This window comes from Saccharothrix mutabilis subsp. mutabilis, assembly GCF_039521145.1.
Lineage (GTDB): Bacteria > Actinomycetota > Actinomycetes > Mycobacteriales > Pseudonocardiaceae > Actinosynnema > Actinosynnema mutabilis.
In genome coordinates, this window is the sequence record NZ_BAAABU010000001.1 from 177,607 (window position 1) to 193,068 (window position 15,462).

14 protein-coding genes are annotated in these 15,462 nt (G+C 71.3%); 5 read left to right on the top strand and 9 right to left on the bottom strand.

What is annotated here, in order from left to right; translation table 11 throughout:
• Positions 1 to 49 precede the first annotated feature (49 nt).
• The 3 genes from ABD126_RS00840 to ABD126_RS00850 form a co-directional block, all read right to left on the bottom strand.
• On the bottom strand, positions 50 to 994 hold the full coding sequence (locus tag ABD126_RS00840; protein ID WP_343931594.1) for a TolB family protein: 945 nt from the start codon (positions 992 to 994) through the stop codon (positions 50 to 52).
• Positions 991 to 2,202: an MFS transporter gene (locus tag ABD126_RS00845; protein WP_343931595.1), complete on the bottom strand. Its 1,212-nt coding sequence runs from the start codon at positions 2,200 to 2,202 to the stop codon at positions 991 to 993. Before ABD126_RS00845 ends, ABD126_RS00840 begins: the two co-directional genes overlap by 4 nt.
• A 67-nt stretch (positions 2,203 to 2,269) precedes the next feature.
• Positions 2,270 to 3,673 carry a CBM96 family carbohydrate-binding protein gene (locus tag ABD126_RS00850; RefSeq protein WP_343931596.1) on the bottom strand — a complete coding sequence of 468 codons (1,404 nt, stop codon included), beginning with the start codon at positions 3,671 to 3,673 and terminating at the stop codon, positions 2,270 to 2,272.
• 172 nt (positions 3,674 to 3,845) lie between these two features.
• Between ABD126_RS00850 and ABD126_RS00855 the strand changes: the two genes are divergently transcribed.
• Entirely contained in the window at positions 3,846 to 5,015 is a 1,170-nt protein-coding gene (locus tag ABD126_RS00855) for a saccharopine dehydrogenase family protein (RefSeq protein WP_343932173.1), read from the top strand.
• A 793-nt stretch (positions 5,016 to 5,808) separates the two neighbouring features.
• Here ABD126_RS00855 and ABD126_RS00860 read toward each other — a convergent pair.
• Positions 5,809 to 6,663, bottom strand: coding sequence for a LysR family transcriptional regulator ArgP (locus tag ABD126_RS00860; RefSeq protein WP_343932174.1), 855 nt, complete (start codon positions 6,661 to 6,663; stop codon positions 5,809 to 5,811).
• Between the two features lie 72 nt (positions 6,664 to 6,735).
• Between ABD126_RS00860 and ABD126_RS00865 the strand changes: the two genes are divergently transcribed.
• Complete coding sequence (locus ABD126_RS00865) at positions 6,736 to 7,311, top strand: LysE/ArgO family amino acid transporter (protein ID WP_343932175.1); 576 nt, start codon at positions 6,736 to 6,738, stop codon at positions 7,309 to 7,311.
• Here the strand turns inward: ABD126_RS00865 and ABD126_RS00870 are convergent.
• Positions 7,308 to 8,378 (bottom strand): epoxide hydrolase family protein, encoded by a 1,071-nt coding sequence (locus ABD126_RS00870; protein WP_343931597.1) that lies wholly within the window; start codon positions 8,376 to 8,378, stop codon positions 7,308 to 7,310. The two genes, ABD126_RS00865 and ABD126_RS00870, sit on opposite strands and share 4 nt — an antisense overlap.
• Positions 8,379 to 8,479: 101 nt before the next feature.
• Between ABD126_RS00870 and ABD126_RS00875 the strand changes: the two genes are divergently transcribed.
• Positions 8,480 to 8,935, top strand: a complete 456-nt coding sequence (locus tag ABD126_RS00875) for a hypothetical protein (protein WP_343931598.1) — start codon at positions 8,480 to 8,482, stop codon at positions 8,933 to 8,935.
• On the opposite strand, the gene ABD126_RS00880 is transcribed toward ABD126_RS00875, so the two are convergent.
• The 4 genes from ABD126_RS00880 to ABD126_RS00895 form a co-directional block, all read right to left on the bottom strand.
• Complete coding sequence (locus tag ABD126_RS00880) at positions 8,899 to 10,092, bottom strand: hypothetical protein (RefSeq protein ID WP_343931599.1); 1,194 nt, start codon at positions 10,090 to 10,092, stop codon at positions 8,899 to 8,901. The genes ABD126_RS00875 and ABD126_RS00880 overlap by 37 nt on opposite strands.
• Positions 10,089 to 11,600 (bottom strand): alkaline phosphatase D family protein, encoded by a 1,512-nt coding sequence (locus ABD126_RS00885; RefSeq protein WP_343931600.1) that lies wholly within the window; start codon positions 11,598 to 11,600, stop codon positions 10,089 to 10,091. The genes ABD126_RS00880 and ABD126_RS00885 overlap by 4 nt, the downstream gene beginning before the upstream one ends.
• An 88-nt stretch (positions 11,601 to 11,688) precedes the next feature.
• A complete protein-coding gene (gene galK, locus ABD126_RS00890) occupies positions 11,689 to 12,807 on the bottom strand; it encodes a galactokinase (RefSeq protein WP_425542724.1) in 1,119 nt (372 codons plus the stop codon).
• A 101-nt stretch (positions 12,808 to 12,908) separates the two neighbouring features.
• Positions 12,909 to 13,493: a hypothetical protein gene (locus ABD126_RS00895; protein WP_343931602.1), complete on the bottom strand. Its 585-nt coding sequence runs from the start codon at positions 13,491 to 13,493 to the stop codon at positions 12,909 to 12,911.
• Positions 13,494 to 13,650: 157 nt separating this feature from the next.
• Between ABD126_RS00895 and ABD126_RS00900 the strand changes: the two genes are divergently transcribed.
• Positions 13,651 to 14,697 (top strand): sensor histidine kinase, encoded by a 1,047-nt coding sequence (locus ABD126_RS00900; protein WP_343931603.1) that lies wholly within the window; start codon positions 13,651 to 13,653, stop codon positions 14,695 to 14,697.
• Positions 14,694 to 15,323 carry a response regulator gene (locus ABD126_RS00905; protein WP_343931604.1) on the top strand — a complete coding sequence of 210 codons (630 nt, stop codon included), beginning with the start codon at positions 14,694 to 14,696 and terminating at the stop codon, positions 15,321 to 15,323. The genes ABD126_RS00900 and ABD126_RS00905 overlap by 4 nt, the downstream gene beginning before the upstream one ends.
• Positions 15,324 to 15,462 lie beyond the last annotated feature (139 nt).

Genomic DNA, 15,462 nt, shown 5'->3' on the forward strand with positions numbered 1-15,462 from the left:
TTTCCCACCCGGGCGGCCGGTGGCGGTACCCGCCGCCCGGGTCAACCGGCTAGAGCGGCGCGGGGGAGTTCGCCTCGGGGACGAGCACCGCGGGGGTTCCGGTCCCGTCGGTCGGCACCGACCAGACGTCGTTCACGCCGTCGGCGCGCTGCATCCCGTACGCGACGGTGTTCCCGTCGAGCCACGCCGGTTGGTCGTCCACCGATCGCGTCTCGGCGAGCGGCGTGATCGTGCGGGTCGCCAGGTCCATCACCGAGATCCGCCACCCTTGCTGCGGATCGCCGTTGACCGCGGCCTTGTAGGCGATCCGGGTGCCGTCGGGCGACAGCGACGGGCATTCCACGTTGTCCGCCAACGGTTTCACCGTCCGGCGCGCGAAGTCGCCCTCCACCAGGTAGCGGTGGCCGCCGGTGGACATGGTCGCGTAGAAGCGGTTGTCGTCGGAGGTGAAGGTGACGCCCCAGAAGTTGCGGTCCGCCCCGGCTCCACCGTCCACGCTGAACTCTTCGAGGTTTCGCACCAGGGTCCCGGTCTTCACGTCCAGGATGCCCGTGCTGGTGGAGAACCCGTTGGCCGCGTAGGAGTGGCCGTCCACGAACAGGGTCCAGCCGACCATCCGGCCGCTGGCCGACACGCGAGTCCGGTTGGGGAACCCGGTCAGCGGGACCGTGCGGACGACGTTCAGCGACGAGTCGAGCACCGCCAACTCGCCCGCTTTCAACGCGCCCGCCGGGCGCAGGCACGAGATCGTGCCGCCGGCGGCGTAGGCGCGGTCGCAGCGCTGCTCGGTCACCTCGCGCGGACCGGCCGGGTCGGTGCGGGACACCGTGGACAGCGCGCCGTTGCTCAACACCTGGAGCTTCGGGCCCGTCACGGGACCCGACGACACCGTGCTGGACGGCGCGGCGGACAGGGCGGTGTAGCCGACCGCGACGCCACCGAGCACGAGGGCGGCGACGGCGGTCACGGCGATGCGGGTGCGGGTGGTGGTCATGAGCGGCGTCCGAGGAGTCCCAACGTGGTGAGCAGGGTGAGGGCGACGCCGATCGCGGCGGCACGGGTGGCGGTCTCCGGGCCCCAGTAGTGCCAGGCCAGGCCGAACAGCACCGACGAACCCAGGTAGGCAAGCGCCTGCCCGGTCTGGACGAGCGCGATGCCGGTGGTGCGCAGGTGTTCGGGCAGCAGCGGCCCGGCCAACGCCATCAACACCCCGTCCGTGGCGGCGTAGAACACGCCGTACAGCACCACGACGGTCACGACCAGCGGCCACCCGCCGAGCGGGCCGAACAGCAGCAGGTACGCGGCGGCCAGGCAGGCGTACCCGCCGAGCATGACCGGCAGGCGGCCGACGCGGTCGGCCAGCGCGCCCAGCGGCGCGGCCAGCAGCAGGTAGACCAGGCTGGTGCCGACGGCCAGCAGCGGGAACCAGCCGATGGCGAGGTTCTCCCGCTTCTGCAGCAACAGGTACACGAAACCGTCGCCGATGGTCGCCAGGCCCAGCACCACGGCCGCCAGCACCACACGCCGGATCTTGTTGTCCCGCAACAGGTCCACGAACGCGGACGGGCGGACCGGCGTGGACGGCACGGGGGAGCGGTGGTCGCGGACGAACACCACCAGCACCACCACGCCCATCGCGGCGACGCAGAAACTGGTGACGAACACGGAGTCGAACGAGTTGCCGGCCACGGCGAGCACCGCCAGCGCCACCAGCGGGCCGAGGAACGCGCCGACCCCGTCCATCGCGCGGTGCACCCCGAACGCCCGCCCGAGGTCCTTCTCCGGGGTGGCCAACGTGATCAGCGCGTCGCGGGGCGCGGTCCGCAGCCCCTTGCCCGCGCGGTCGGCGGTGATCACCGCGCCGAGCAGGGCGGGGGACGTGCCGGCGAACAGCAGGCCGAGCTTGGCCACGGCCGACAGCCCGTACCCGAAGCCCGCCACGGCCTTGCGCTTGGTGGTGCGGTCGGCGAGGTAGCCGCCGACCAGGCGCAGCAGGACCGTCGCCCCGGTGTAGAGGCCGTCGATCGCGCCGTACGCGGCGGGGCTGAGCTGGAGACCGATGACCAGGTAGAGCGGCAGGACGGCGGTGACCATCTCCGAGGACACGTCGGTGACCAGGCTGACCGCGCCCAGCGCGAACACGGTGCCGCTCAAGCCCTTCCAGCCGGCGGTCTTCGGGCGGTCGATCGTGGACAGGTACACGGCGAGGCCTCCAACCCGAGGGGGTGCCGCACCCGGCCCGAGGGTGACCGGGTGCGGCGGGGTGCGACTAGTGGCAGGACTGCGTGCCGCTGTCGGAGTAGGTCTTGCCCGACTGCGGCACGAACTGCCAGTCGAAGCTGTTGCTGCGCAGGGTCAGCTTCAACACGCCGTAGGTGTCGCTGTTGCGCGCCTCGCTGTTCGGCTTGATCGTGCCGAACCCGTAGTGGCTGGCGCCGCCCATGCCCGCGACGAACGTGCGGATGCCGCGCGCGGTGTCCAGCCCGCCGCTGGGGTTCTGCGGCGCGAACCGCTCGTACTGGTGGTTGTGGCCGAAGATCACCACGTCGGCGTTGTGGTCGTACAGCGCCTGGAACAGCGGGCGCGTCGCCGTGGACGGGGCGTGGTTGGCGCCCGAGGTGAACAGCGGGTGGTGCCAGTAGGCGGCCGTGCACGGCTTGGTGTTGTTCGCCAGGTCGTTGCGCAGCCAGGTTTCCTGGGCCGAACCCGCGGACATGCTGATGTTGGAGTTCAGCGACACGATGTGCCAGTTGCCCAGGTCGTAGGAGTAGTAGCCCTGGCCCGACGGACCGGCCTGGGCGCCGAAGTAGTTGTAGTACCCCGCTGCGCCCGAGGTGTGGTAGTCGTGGTTGCCCGGCGACGGGCGGGTGCGCGCCTTGTGGCGGCCCCACGTCGGGTCGTAGTAGTTCGCGAACTCCGCGGCGGTGCCGTCGTTGTAGACGTTGTCGCCGGTGGTGAAGACCGTGCCCGGGATGTTGTCCAGGAGCGCGGCGGTGGCGCTGTCACCCGAACCGGAGTTCGAGATGTCGCCCGCGCCCACGAGCACGGGGTCACCGCTGGGCGGCGTGGTGGTGGTGGTCGTGGTGGTGCCGGTGGTGACCACGAGTTGCGGAGCGGTGGTCGAGCCGGACTCGCGGGAGTCGTAGTCCGCGCCGTCGCTGCTGGCGGACGTGACGCCGATGCTGAAGGTCCCGTTGCCGTTGACGTAGGAGGTCACGTCGACCTCGTACCAGGCGTTCTGGGCGACCGAGCCGAGCGAGCCCAGGGTGGCGCCGTCGATGGCGGGCTGGTTGGCGTAGGTCACCCCGGTCTCCGACCAGGTGGTGTTGGTCATCGACCGGAACGTGCCGCCGTTGGGGCTCGCGGCCCCGGACACGTTGTCGGTGTGGAGGCGCAGCTTCGCGCTGGTCACCGTGCCGGAGACGTTCGACACCACGAACTTGAGGAACATCCGCTTGATCGGCGAGTTGTCCACGCCGAGCTGGCCGGAGGTGCCGTGGTTGGTGCCGGTGGCCGTGCTGTCCACGTACGTGTCCGCCGTCGGGGCGAACGTGGCCGTGGCCGCCGAGGCGGTCGGGAGGTGGTCGGAGGTGGCGACGACGGTGAGGGTGGCAGCGGTGACGACGCCGACGGCGACGACCGCTAGGGGGAGCCTGGCCTTGCGACCCTGCATACCGAAACCCTTCGCTTGCTGATGTGCCGGACAAGGGCCCGGCGAACGGTAGGGACGCGCGGGCACGGTGCGGTGATCACCCGGCGGCGGGATGGTGAACTGCGCGATAACGGCGTCACCCGGGGAAGATGACGTCGTTGTCGTTGTGAACGACCCTCAGGAGGGCTTGCGCATGTACGACGTCGTGCTGTTCGGCGCCACCGGCTTCACCGGCCGCCTCACCGCCGAGTACCTGGCACGCCACCTGCCCCCGGGCGCGAGCTGGGCACTGGCAGGCCGCGACCGCGCCCGCCTGGACGCCGTCCGCGCGGCCCTGCCCGGCCCGGATGGCGGCCCGGATGGCGGCTCGGTCGGCGAACCGGACGTCCTGATCGCCGACGTCGGCGACCCGGCGTCCCTGCGCGCCGTCGCCGAGTCCACCCGGGTCGTGATCACGACCGTCGGCCCGTACATCCACTACGGCGACGGCCTGGTCGCCGCGTGCGCGCGGGCCGGGACCGACTACGTGGACCTGACCGGCGAACCCGAGTTCGTGGACCGGACCTACCTGCGCCACCACGAGACGGCCCGGGAGACCGGCGCGCGGCTGGTGCACGCGTGCGGGTTCGACTCGGTGCCCTACGACCTGGGCGTGCACTTCACGGTCGGCCGGTTGCCGGAGGGCGTGCCGCTGACCGTGGAGGGTTTCGTCACCGCGTCCGGCACGTTCTCGGGCGGCACGTTCCACTCGGCGGTGACCGCGTTCTCCCGGTGGCGGTCGATGGCCGGCGTGGCGAAGCGGCGACGCGCGGTGGAGGGCAGGCCGGCCGGCCGGGTCGTGCGGGGCAAGTTCGACGCGCCGCGGTTCGACCGACGGGTGGGCGCGTGGGTGCTGCCCGCGCCGACCATCGACCCACAGGTGGTGCTGCGCTCGGCCGCGGCGCTGGACCGCTACGGGCCCGCGTTCACCTACAGCCACCACATCGCGGTTCGCCGGCTGCCGATGGCGGTGGGCCTGGTAGGCGGGGTGGGCGCTCTGATGGGACTGGCACAGGTGCCGCCCGTGCGGCGCTGGTTGCTGGACCGGCGCAAGCCGGGTTCGGGACCGAGCGAGGCGCAGCGGGCGCGGTCCTGGTTCAAGGTGCTGTTCTACGGCGAGGGCGGCGGGCAGCGGGTCGTGACCGAGGTGTCCGGCGGCGATCCCGGGTACGGTGAGACCGCGAAGATGCTCAGCGAGTCGGCGATGTGCCTCGCTTTCGACGAGTTGCCGATGACCTCCGGGCAGGTGACCACCGCTGTGGCCATGGGCGACGCTTTGACCGCCCGGCTCCTCAACGCCGGCATCTCTTTCCGTTCTCTTTGAGCTTCACTTTCGCGCTTCGCTTCTTTCGGACGCGCTTCGCGCTCTCAAGCCTGACGCGCTTCGCGCCGTCAAGCCTGACGCGCTTCGCGCTCTCGGGCGTTGCGCGCTGACGCGCTCTCAAGATCAAAAGCGCCTCGCCGGCGGGCAGGCCCCCGGGGGTGGGAAGGGCGTCGGTCTGTCCCCGTACGGCCTGCCGGAGGCAACCACCCTTTGGTCTTCTCCGCAACCGGTAAAGCTGGTTGCGGAGAAGACCAAAGCGCGGTTGGGCTGCGCCCAGGCCGTACGGGGACAGACCGAGGCCCTTCCTTGGCTAAATAGCCCAAAGGAAGCCCCGCGCTGCGCGCGGAGCGCCTGGTTGTGGAGGGTGGGCGCGCAGGGCCGGCGGCGCGAGGTGGGGCGGCAGACCGCACAACCGCTGGCGGCACGGGTAGGGCGGCCGGGCGCACTGCCGGTTGCCGACGAGCCGGCCGGGCGCACTGCCGGTTGCCGACGAGCCGGCCCGGCTCTTGGCGCCGAAGGCGCCACCGTTTTGGCTATCAGCCACAGGAAGGGCCTCGGTTCGTTCCCCGTACGGCCTGGGCGAAGCCCAACCGCGCTTCAGCCTTCTCCGCAACCACGCTTCACCGGTTGCGGAGAAGGCTGAAGGGTGGTTGCCTCCGGCAGGCCGTACGGGGAACGAACCGACGCCCTTCCACCCCGGGGGCCTGCCCGCCGGCGAGGCGCTTTTGATCTTGAGAGCGCGTCAGCGCGGCCAAGCTCGAAGAGCGCGAAGCGCGTCGAAGAAAGCGAAGCGCTAATGAAGCTGAAACCGCGAAGCGTCAAAAACAAGAGAAGCGACGCGCTGCAACAAGGAAGAATCAAGCTTCCATTGCTGCCAATAGAGAGGTACGTCGACAGGAGAATCAGGATACAAACGTACCAAAGACCGGTGCCTTGCAAGCTGGTGCTCACTCAACAAAGCCCACCCGGCCCCAGCGGTCACGGCGTCCTCGAACACGGGGCCATCGGGCAGCAGGTAGCGACGGGAAGAAGCGGGTTTCCCGGTGATCCGACGGCAGAACGCGTCCTGCAGGTCGTCCTTCTCGTCGAACACCACCACCGGCACCTCGTCCAACTCCACACCCCGCCACCGCCGCGTGAACGACCGGCTCGCGACAGCGTGGTACCTCATGCTCCCCAGTGGACGGACGCTGCACCCCTGCACGGGCTCGGGCATGGAAGTGACCGCTGCCACGACCAAACCCTGCCGCAACGCCTCGGCCGTGTGGTCCTGGTCGTCGCGCAGCACGCTCAGAGTGATCTCGTCATCCCCCGCCAACTCCTGAACCACCTTGCGGAACCACGTGTTCAACGAGTCGGCGTTCACGGCCACCTGGATGGCCGTCGGAGTCTCGGCCAACCCCAAAGCACCGGCGGTGTCCTGCTCCAGCAAAGCGAGCTGCCTGCCATACCGGGCGATGGCCGCGCCGGACTCCGTCAGCCGCGCCGGCTTCGCCCGGACCAGCAGCACCCGGCCGGTCCGCTGCTCCAAAGCCTTGATGCGCTGGCTCACCGCGCTCGGCGTGACGTGCAGGGCCTTGGCGGCGGCGTCGAAGGTGCCCTCGTCGACCACGGCCAACAAGGTCCGCACGGCTTCCGGATCCAGCATCACGCCCGCTAACGATACTTTAGAAAGTTTAGCTGGCCTTACCTCTGACGCGTTCTTAGCGTCTCCACCGTGATGCACGCGTTGCTGGCCGGGCTCGGCATGGGGTTGTCGTTGATCGTCGTCATCGGGGCGCAGAACGCGCTCGTGCTCCGGCAAGGGGTTCTGCGGCAACGGGTTCCGGCGATCGTGGCGATCTGCGCGCTCTCCGACGCGGCGCTGATCGCGGTCGGGGTGGGTGGCGTGGGGACGGTGTTGACCGCGTGGCCGACCGTGCTGGAGGTGGTGCGCTGGTTCGGGGCGGCCTTCCTCATCGGGTACGGCGTGCTGGCCGTGCGCCGGATGCTGCGGCCGGGGGTGCTGGTCGGGGGCGCGGGCGGGTCGATCCTCACCTGTCTGGCGTTGACCTGGCTCAACCCGCACGTCTACCTGGACACCGTGCTGCTTCTGGGCACCGCCTCGACCGGGTTCGGCGAGCAGCGCTGGTGGTTCGCGCTGGGAGCGATGGCGGCCAGCGTCCTGTGGTTCTGCTCGTTGGGGTTCGGGGCACGGTGGCTCTCCGGGGTGTTCGCGCGCCCCTCGGCGTGGCGGGTGCTGGACGGCGCGGTCGCCGTCGTGGTGACGGCGACCGGGGTCTCCCTCCTGGTTTAGAGCTCGGCGAAGAAGGACCGCACCTCCTCGACGTACAGCTCCGGCACCTCCATCGCGGGGAAGTGGCCGCCGCGCTCGTACTCGGCCCACCGCCGCACGTCGTACTGCCGCTCCACCACCCCGCGCACGGCCAGGATGATGTCCTGCGCGAACACCGCCACACCGAGCGGCGCGGGGCACGGCGGCCCGCCGGGAGCGGTCTCCTTCGCCAGGCGCAGGGCGGAGCCGGCCGTGCCGGTGAGCCAGTACAGGGTCACCACCTCCAGCAACCGGTCGTCGGACACGTCCGAGCGCGGGTCGAGCCACTCGTCGAACTTGTCGGCGACCCAGCCGAGCAGGCCGACCGGCGAGTCGGTGACGCCGTAGGCGACGACCTGCGGCTTGGTCATGTGCATGACCTGGTAGCCGGGGCGCTGGGCGAGGAACCGCTTGATCGCCTCGACCCGCTCCAGGTCGGTCGCCGACAGGCCCTCGCCGCTGGCGGGCGGGGGTGTGGGCAGGTAGTTGACGTGCACGCCGACGACCTTGTCCGGCGCGGCCACCGCGACCGCTTGCGAGATGCCCGAGCCGAAGTCGCCGCCCTGCGCGCCGTAGCGGTCGTAGCCGAGCCGGTCCATCAGCTCCGCCCACGCCCGCCCCACCCGCTGCACGCTCCAGCCGCGCTCCCGCGTCGGACCGGACGGGCCGAAACCGGGAACGGACGGGACGACCAGGTGGAAGTCGCGGCGCAACGGCTCGATGACGTCGAGGAAGTCCAGGACCGAGCTGGGCCACCCGTGGGTGATCAGCAGCGGCAGGGCGTCGTCGCGGTCGGAGCGGACGTGCAGGAAGTGCACGTCCTGGCCGTCGATGCGGGTGGTGAACTGCGGGAACGCGTTGAGCTTGGCCTCGACGGCACGCCAGTCGAAGGACTTCCAGCGCTCCACCAGACCCCGGACGCGGGCGAGCGGCACGCCGTAGTCCGTGCCGGCGTCGGGCAGCTCGTCGGGCCAGCGGGTGCGGGCGAGGCGGTCCACGAGGTCGTCGAGGTCGGCTTGGGGGACGTCCAGCTTGAAGGGCTCGATCACCGGTGACTCCGTTGGTCTGACCAATGTTGGTGAGGCCAACGATAGCGCACGTCGTTGGTCGTGCCAACGATCCGCCCGTGAGCCGGGACTAGGGTGCGCGTATGGCCACTTGGGAGGACGTGCGCCGGCTCGCTCTGGCGTTGCCGGAGACGACCGAACGACCCTCGTACGACGGGCTGCCCGCGTGGCGGGTGAAGGACAAGCTGTTCGTCTGGGACCGTCCACTGCGCAAACGCGACCGCGAGGACCTCGGCGAGTCCGCTCCCGACGGGCCGATCCTGGGCGCGAGCGTGCCCGACCTGGGCGTGAAGGAGGCGCTGATCGCCGACGCCCGGCCGTCTACTTCACGATCCCGCACCTGGACGGCTACCCGGCGGTCCTGGTTCGCCTGGACCGCATCCCGGTGGACGAGCTGGCGGAGCTGGTCACCGAGGCGTGGCTGTGCAAAGCGCCCAAACGCCTGGCGAAGGAGCACCGCGGCGCGCTCCCGTGAGCGGGAACGCGCCGCGGGCTCACCAGGTCACCAGTCGCTGTTCTGCCAGCCGGTGCCCAGGTAGACCTGGTCGAAGCCGTTGCCGTCGTTGTCGTCGGTGTAGGCGATGGTGATCAGGCCCCACGCGTCGACGCCCAGGGCGGGCTCGTCCTGGCGCCCGGTCACGGTCTGGTTGGTGGCCTGCCGGGCCAGGCGGCCGTCCGTGGAGCCGTCGGGGTTGAAGCCCTGGGTCCACACGTCCGCGGCGACCACGGACGTGACGACCACCCCGCGCTGGTCGTCGATGCCCACCTGCGGGTCGGCGCCGGCCACCAAAGTATCCACAGTGGACGATGCGGTGCCGGCGGCGAGGAACGAGCGGACCGCCACCTGGGCCGTGCCGGTGTGGTCGGTCTCCCACGCCACCGCGAAGTCGCCGTTGAAGTTGGCCGCCACCACGGGTTTGCGCTGCTGACCGCCGCCGGACGCGTTCGCCACGCCCTGCGCCAGCTTCACCCCGCCCGACGGCGTGAGGATCTTGCGGCCCACGTTGAAGAACCCGTTGCCGTCCCCGTCTTCTTCCCACACGACGACGGCGTTGCCCGCCGCGCCCACGGCCACGTCCGGCCGCTGGTGGGTGCCGCCGGCGTTGTGCACCTGCGCCTCGTAGGTCTTGGACGTCACCGAGGCGAACCCGGCCACGCGCACGGTCGGGTTGGTCGTGGCCTGCTTGTCCTCCCACACCACGGCGAACCCGGCGGTGTCCGGGTCGGCGGCCACGGCCGGGTTGAGCTGCTGGCCGTCGGAGTTGGCGTTCGCGGTGGCGGAGCCGGCGATGGTGCCGTCGACCCGCACCGCGCGCACGGCGATGTTGTAGAACCCGTTGCCGTCCGGGTCCTCCGCCCACACCACGACCGCGCTGCCGTCGTCGTGCACGGCCACGTCCGGCTGCACGTGCCGCCAGTCGCCGGTGCCGCCGGCGGACAGCTTCTTCTCGTAGCGGGACACGCCGTCCTTGAACAGCCTGATCCACACGTCGCTGTGCACGGGGTCGGCGGGCGTGGCGGAGTCGCGGTCGTCCTCCCACACCACGGCGGTCCAGCCGTTGCGCACCGCCGACACGGCCGCGTTGTCCTGGTCGCCGGTGGCGGTGCTGTTGGCGGTGGTCCACGTGACGGCGGCGGACGCGGTTCCGGTCACCGCGAGCATGAGGGCCGCGGTCAAAGCGAGGATCTTCTTCATGGCGCCTGCAATCCGGGGTTGCCCGCTTGGACGACGTAGCTCTTGACGGTCTTGACCGGGTAGTCGCGCACGGTCACCCGGTCCACGCAACGGAAGTCCACGGCCACTTGGGTCGAGGTGGTGACGGTGCGGACGTAGCCGCGCAGGTTCTTGTAGAACTTGACGTGCGGGTTGAGGCTGGACAGGGCGTTGTCCGCCGCGTTGCCGTCACCGCCGGACGTCACGGACGTGGTCACCAGCTCCGTGCCGATGACCTTGTCCTGGGTGTTGTAGTTCAACATCAGGTTGCTCGCCCACGACCGGTGCACGTCTCCGGTGAGCACTACGGTGTTCCGCAACCCCGCCGCGTCCCACCCGCGTTGCAGCCGGTCGCGGTTGGCGGTGTAGCCGTCCCAGGAGTCCATCGACTTCGCGCCGTCGGCCGAGGCGAGCTTCTGCGCGAAGAACACCTGCTGGCCCAGGAAGTCCCACGTGCCCAGCTTCTGCCGCATGCCGTCGAGCAGCCACGACTCCTGCGCCGAACCGGTCAGCGAACGGGTCGGGTCGTCGGCCTCCGGGCACACCTTGGTGCCGTCGCCGCACGCCTGGTCGTCGCGGTACTGGCGGGTGTCGAGCATGTGGAAGGTGGCCAGGCTGCCCCACCGGACCCGCCGGTAGAGCTGCATGTTCTCGGCCACCGGCGCCTGCGCCGGCCGCAACGGCATGTGCTCGTAGTAGGCCTTGTACGCCGCCGCCCGCCGCGCCCGGAAGTCACCCGCGGGCGAGGAGTCGTTGCGGATCAGGTCGGCGTAGTTGTTCTCCACCTCGTGGTCGTCCCACACGACCAGCCACGGCGCGGCGGCGTGCGCGGCCTGGAGGTCCGGGTCGCCCTTGTACTGCGCGTGCCGCACGCGGTAGTCGGCGAGGTCGTCGATCTCAACGGTGGGCGCGTGCTTGCGGACGTTCGTGGTGGACGCCGCGCCCTCGTAGATGTAGTCGCCCAGGTGCAGGATGAGGTGCGGGTTCTCCTCGGCCATCCGCCGGTAGGCGGTGAAGTACCCGGCCTCGTAGTGCGAGCACGAGGTGAACAGCATGGTCAGCGCGGGCGAGGTGCCGACGGCGGGCGCGGTGACGGCCCGCCCGACCGGCGAGATGTAGCCCAGCGCGCGGAACCGGTAGTGGTACTCGCGGCCGGCTTCCAGCCCGGTGACCTCGACGTGCACGCTGTGCGCCCACGCCTGGACGGCGGTGACCGTGCCGGACCGGACCACCTGGGAGAACCGCTGGTCGGTGGCGACCTGCCACTCCACGGCCACGTTGGCGCTGGTCATGCCGCCCAGGCCGTCCACGTTGAGCGGGCTGGGCGCGAGCCTGGTCCAGATGACGAAGCCGTCCGGCGCGGGCTCTCCGGAGGCGACTCCGAGGGTGAACGGGTAGGCGATGGCGTTGGCGGGGGAGGGGGCGAGGACCGTGACGCCGGCACTGGCGATGCCGCCGGCGATCAGGGTTCGCCGTGTCAGTGGGGACATACACAGTGCGTACACCCGGAACGCGCGCGAGGACACTCCTTGACAACTACGGGCAGATGTCTGTGAGATGTCCACGAAGCGAACGCCGTCAGCGCTCCCTTCGGGCTCCCGCAGCGGCCGTCGCGGTGAAGCACCCGGGAGCGATGAAACCGTTGCGCGCGAAGGCTTCCCGCACCGCCGCCGCGCACCGCTCGACCTCCGCCGCCGCCACCAGGGCGATCACGCAGCCGCCGAAACCGCCGCCGGTCATGCGCGCGCCGAGCGCGCCCGCCGCCAGCAGCGCCTCGACGGCCACGTCCAGCTCGGGCACGGTCACCTCGTAGTCGTCGCGCAGGGACTCGTGCGACGCGGTCAGCAGCGGGCCGATGGCGGGCAGGTCCCCGGCGCGCAACAACTCCGCCGTCTCCAGCACCCGGCGGTTCTCCGTGACGACGTGCCGAACCCGGCGCAACAGCTCGTCCGGCAGGTCGGTGGGGACGTCGGTCAGGTCGCGCAGAGCCGGGACGCCCAGCACCTCCGCGGCCTTGTGGCAGGCGGCGCGGCGGGCGGCGTACTCGCCGTCGACCAGGCGGTGCGGGGCGCGGGTGTCCACGACCAGCAGCGTCAGGCCGGCCGGCGCGAGGTCGAACGGGATGTGCGCCGTGTCCAGGGTGCGGGTGTCCAGCAGCAGGGCATGGCCTTCGCGGGACAGCAGGGACGCCGACTGGTCCATGATCCCGCACGGCATGCCGACGAAGTCGTTCTCGGCGCGTTGTGCCAAGCGGGCCAGGGCGAAGCGGTCGACGTCCAGGCCGGACAACTCCGTGACGGCCAGGGCCGTGGCGCTCTCCAAGGCGGCCGACGACGACAGGCCCGCGCCCAGCGGCACGTCGCCGTCCACCACCAGGTCGAACCCGCCGACGTCGTGCCCGGCCTCGCGCAGCACCCACACCACGCCCGCCACGTACGCCGCCCAGCCCGTCACCGCGCCCGGCGCCAGGTCGCGGACGGGCACCTCCGTCACGCCGGGTTGCTGGCGGGACCGCACCCGCAGCACGCCGTCGTCCCGGCGGGCCGCCGCGACGCGCACCGCGTGCGGCAGGGCGATCGGCAGCACGAACCCGTCGTTGTAGTCGGTGTGCTCGCCGATCAGGTTGATCCGGCCCGGCGCGACCCACACATCAGCCAACGGTGCTCTCCCCGATCTCCAGCGTGAACTGGTCTCCAGCCTGAACTGGTCTCCAGCGTTGAACGGTGTCCGGCCCCGGCCGGGATCGCCGGAAGCGTAGATGGCCGACGGCACTTTTACAACGTTGTACCGACGAAGCGCTACGAGCCCGCCGGCACCGCGTCCGAGGAAGGGCTCGCCGCGGACGACACCGCCTTCGGGTGGACCGACACCGCCAACCACACCAGGGCGCCGCCGACCAGCACGTGCAACGCGCTGGTCAGCGGCGTGTCCGGCAGGCGGGCGGCGAGCGTGAACACCGGCAGCGCCACCAGGTACGTCCACACCGGCACCTTCGGGTGCACACCGGCGCGCACCATGCCGATCGCGAACCACACGCACCCCACCGCGAACACCACCGCACTGGCCAGCAGCACCACCCGGGTCGGCGCGGCGGGCGCGACGCCGAGCGGGAACAACACGATGTTCAACGCGTACGCCGCCGCGCCGAACAAGCCGAGGCCGACGAAGTTCACCGCGTACCCGGCGGTGGCCAGGCGGCCGACGGCGTGCCGCTGCTTGAGGTGCAGGGCGGTGAGCAGGGGCGCGGCCAACGCCGGCGACACCCCGATCACGAGGCTGGTCAGCAGGGTCTCGCCGGTGAACGCCTCCAGCGCACCGGGGACCGCGATCAACAATCCGGACAGCACGCCGCAGACGGCGCCGAAACGCAACAGGAAGGTCATGGCCGGCGACGCTAGGTGCGCGCCCGGCACGGTAGTGAGTGCCGACCGGGCGCGGCCGATGGTGCGGACCGAGTGCGTCCGGGGTGTCGACCGGGTGCGGTGACAGGTGCCGATCGGCACTATCGGCGCGGTGGCGTCGCCGAAGTAGCCTGCGGTCGTGCGTCCGGTCGCGTGGTTGTCGCCCCTGCTCTACGGCGCCGTGCTGCTCGCCGGCGGGTACGCGGGGCTGACCGGCCTGGGGGAGACGCGGTTCGGCTGGTTCGTCGGCGGTCTGGTGGCGCTGGTCGTGCTGGACCTGGCCGAACCGCGTCTGGGCGGGCCGGTTGCGTTCCTGGTGGCGCGGGCGGCGCTGGTGGTGCTGGTGGCGGGGGCCGACGGGTCGGGCATGGCCCGGGTGTTGTTGCTGTTGCTGCCCTTCGGCGCGTACTTCGCGTTCGGCCGGGCGGTGGCCGTCGTGCTCGGGCTCGGGTGCGCCGGGCTGGTGGTGGTGTCGTTCAGCGTGACCGCGCCGGGCTGGACGCACGACGTCGAACGCGTGTCGGACCTGCTGATGTTCGCCGTGGGCCTGGTGCTGACGTTGGCGATGGCGGCGGTGGCGGTGGAGGAGCAGCGGGGTCGTGCGCGGCTGGCCGAACTGTCCGCCGCCGCCGAGCGCAACCGGCTGGCGCGCGACATCCACGACGGGTTGGGCCACCACCTGACGGCCGTGTCCGTGCTGCTGGAGAAGGCGTCGGCGTTCCGCGACCGGGACCCGTCGGTGGCGGACAAGGCGCTGGACGAGGCCCGCGAGTCGGCGCGGCGGGCGTTGGCGGACGTGCGTCGGTCGGTGCGGGCGCTGCGCGAACCGTTCCGGCTGTCGGCGGCGTTGACGGAGTTGACCAAAGGGCTCAAGGTCGAGGTGGAGTGCGCCGGCGACGAGGACGGCTACGACCCGGCCGTGCTGCTGGCGGTGTACCGGGCGGCGCAGGAGGGCATCACCAACGCCCTGCGCCACGCCGACGCCGACACCGTGTCCGTCAAAGTCCACTGTGGACGCTCCGGTGCGGAACTGGTCGTGGCCGACGACGGCCGGGGCTTCTCCGCGGCGGACGAGGGGTTCGGCCTGTCCGGCATGCGCGAGCGCGTCGCGGCCGTGGGCGGCGCGGTGGACGTGCGCAGCGCACCCGGCGCGGGCACCCGGCTGACGGTCCGGATCCCGCGGTGACCGACGTGCGCGTGCTGGTCGTGGACGACCAGCGCCTGATCCGGGAGAGCATCGCCTCCCTGCTCGACATCCAGGACGGCATAGCCGTCGTCGGCACGGCGGGCGACGGCCGCGAGGCAGTGGACCAGGCAGTGTCCTTGGCTCCGGACGTGGTCCTGATGGACGTCCGGATGCCCGTCATGGACGGCATCGACGCGTTGGCCGCGCTGCGCGTCCGCGTGCCGTCGTGCCGGGTGGTGATGCTGACGACGTTCGACGACGAGGACTACGTGGTGCGAGCACTGCAAGGCGGCGCGAGCGGCTACCTCCTCAAAGACCGCCCCGCCCGCGAACTGGCCGCGGCGGTGCGGCTGGCGCACGACGGCATCGCCCAGTTCGACCCGGCGGCCACAACCCGCCTCGCCAACGCCGTCCGCCCCCAAACTCCGCGTGACCATTCACTTACACAGCGCGAAATCGAGGTCCTGCGCCTAGTCGCCGCCGGCCGCACGAACCGCGAGATCGGCCGCCGCCTCCACCTGGCCGAAGGCACCGTCAAGAACCACATCTCCCGGGTCCTGACCCGACTCGGCCTGCGCGACCGCACCCAGGCCGTCCTGTACGCCCGCGATCACGGACTCCTTTAGCTGCCTTAGGATCTTGCGCCACCGCCCGTTCGCCCAACGGTCATCTCCGGTGGGCACAGTGGAAGGTGGAGACGTTCGGCGGTGCCGGCTGGGCTGAACGGGTGAACGCGCCGCCAGGCGGCTAACAAGGGGCAGGAGC

What these genes read in the sequence shown, in the direction of transcription:
- ABD126_RS00840 (WP_343931594.1), bottom strand. Translation starts at nt 994, where the DNA reads ATGACCACCACCCGCACCCGCATCGCCGTGACCGCCGTCGCCGCCCTC.
- ABD126_RS00850 (WP_343931596.1), bottom strand. Translation starts at nt 3,673, where the DNA reads ATGCAGGGTCGCAAGGCCAGGCTCCCCCTAGCGGTCGTCGCCGTCGGC.
- ABD126_RS00855 (WP_343932173.1), top strand. Translation starts at nt 3,846, where the DNA reads ATGTACGACGTCGTGCTGTTCGGCGCCACCGGCTTCACCGGCCGCCTC.
- ABD126_RS00860 (WP_343932174.1), bottom strand. Translation starts at nt 6,663, where the DNA reads ATGCTGGATCCGGAAGCCGTGCGGACCTTGTTGGCCGTGGTCGACGAG.
- ABD126_RS00865 (WP_343932175.1), top strand. Translation starts at nt 6,736, where the DNA reads ATGCACGCGTTGCTGGCCGGGCTCGGCATGGGGTTGTCGTTGATCGTC.
- ABD126_RS00875 (WP_343931598.1), top strand. Translation starts at nt 8,480, where the DNA reads ATGGCCACTTGGGAGGACGTGCGCCGGCTCGCTCTGGCGTTGCCGGAG.
- ABD126_RS00880 (WP_343931599.1), bottom strand. Translation starts at nt 10,092, where the DNA reads ATGAAGAAGATCCTCGCTTTGACCGCGGCCCTCATGCTCGCGGTGACC.
- ABD126_RS00885 (WP_343931600.1), bottom strand. Translation starts at nt 11,600, where the DNA reads ATGTCCCCACTGACACGGCGAACCCTGATCGCCGGCGGCATCGCCAGT.
- ABD126_RS00895 (WP_343931602.1), bottom strand. Translation starts at nt 13,493, where the DNA reads ATGACCTTCCTGTTGCGTTTCGGCGCCGTCTGCGGCGTGCTGTCCGGA.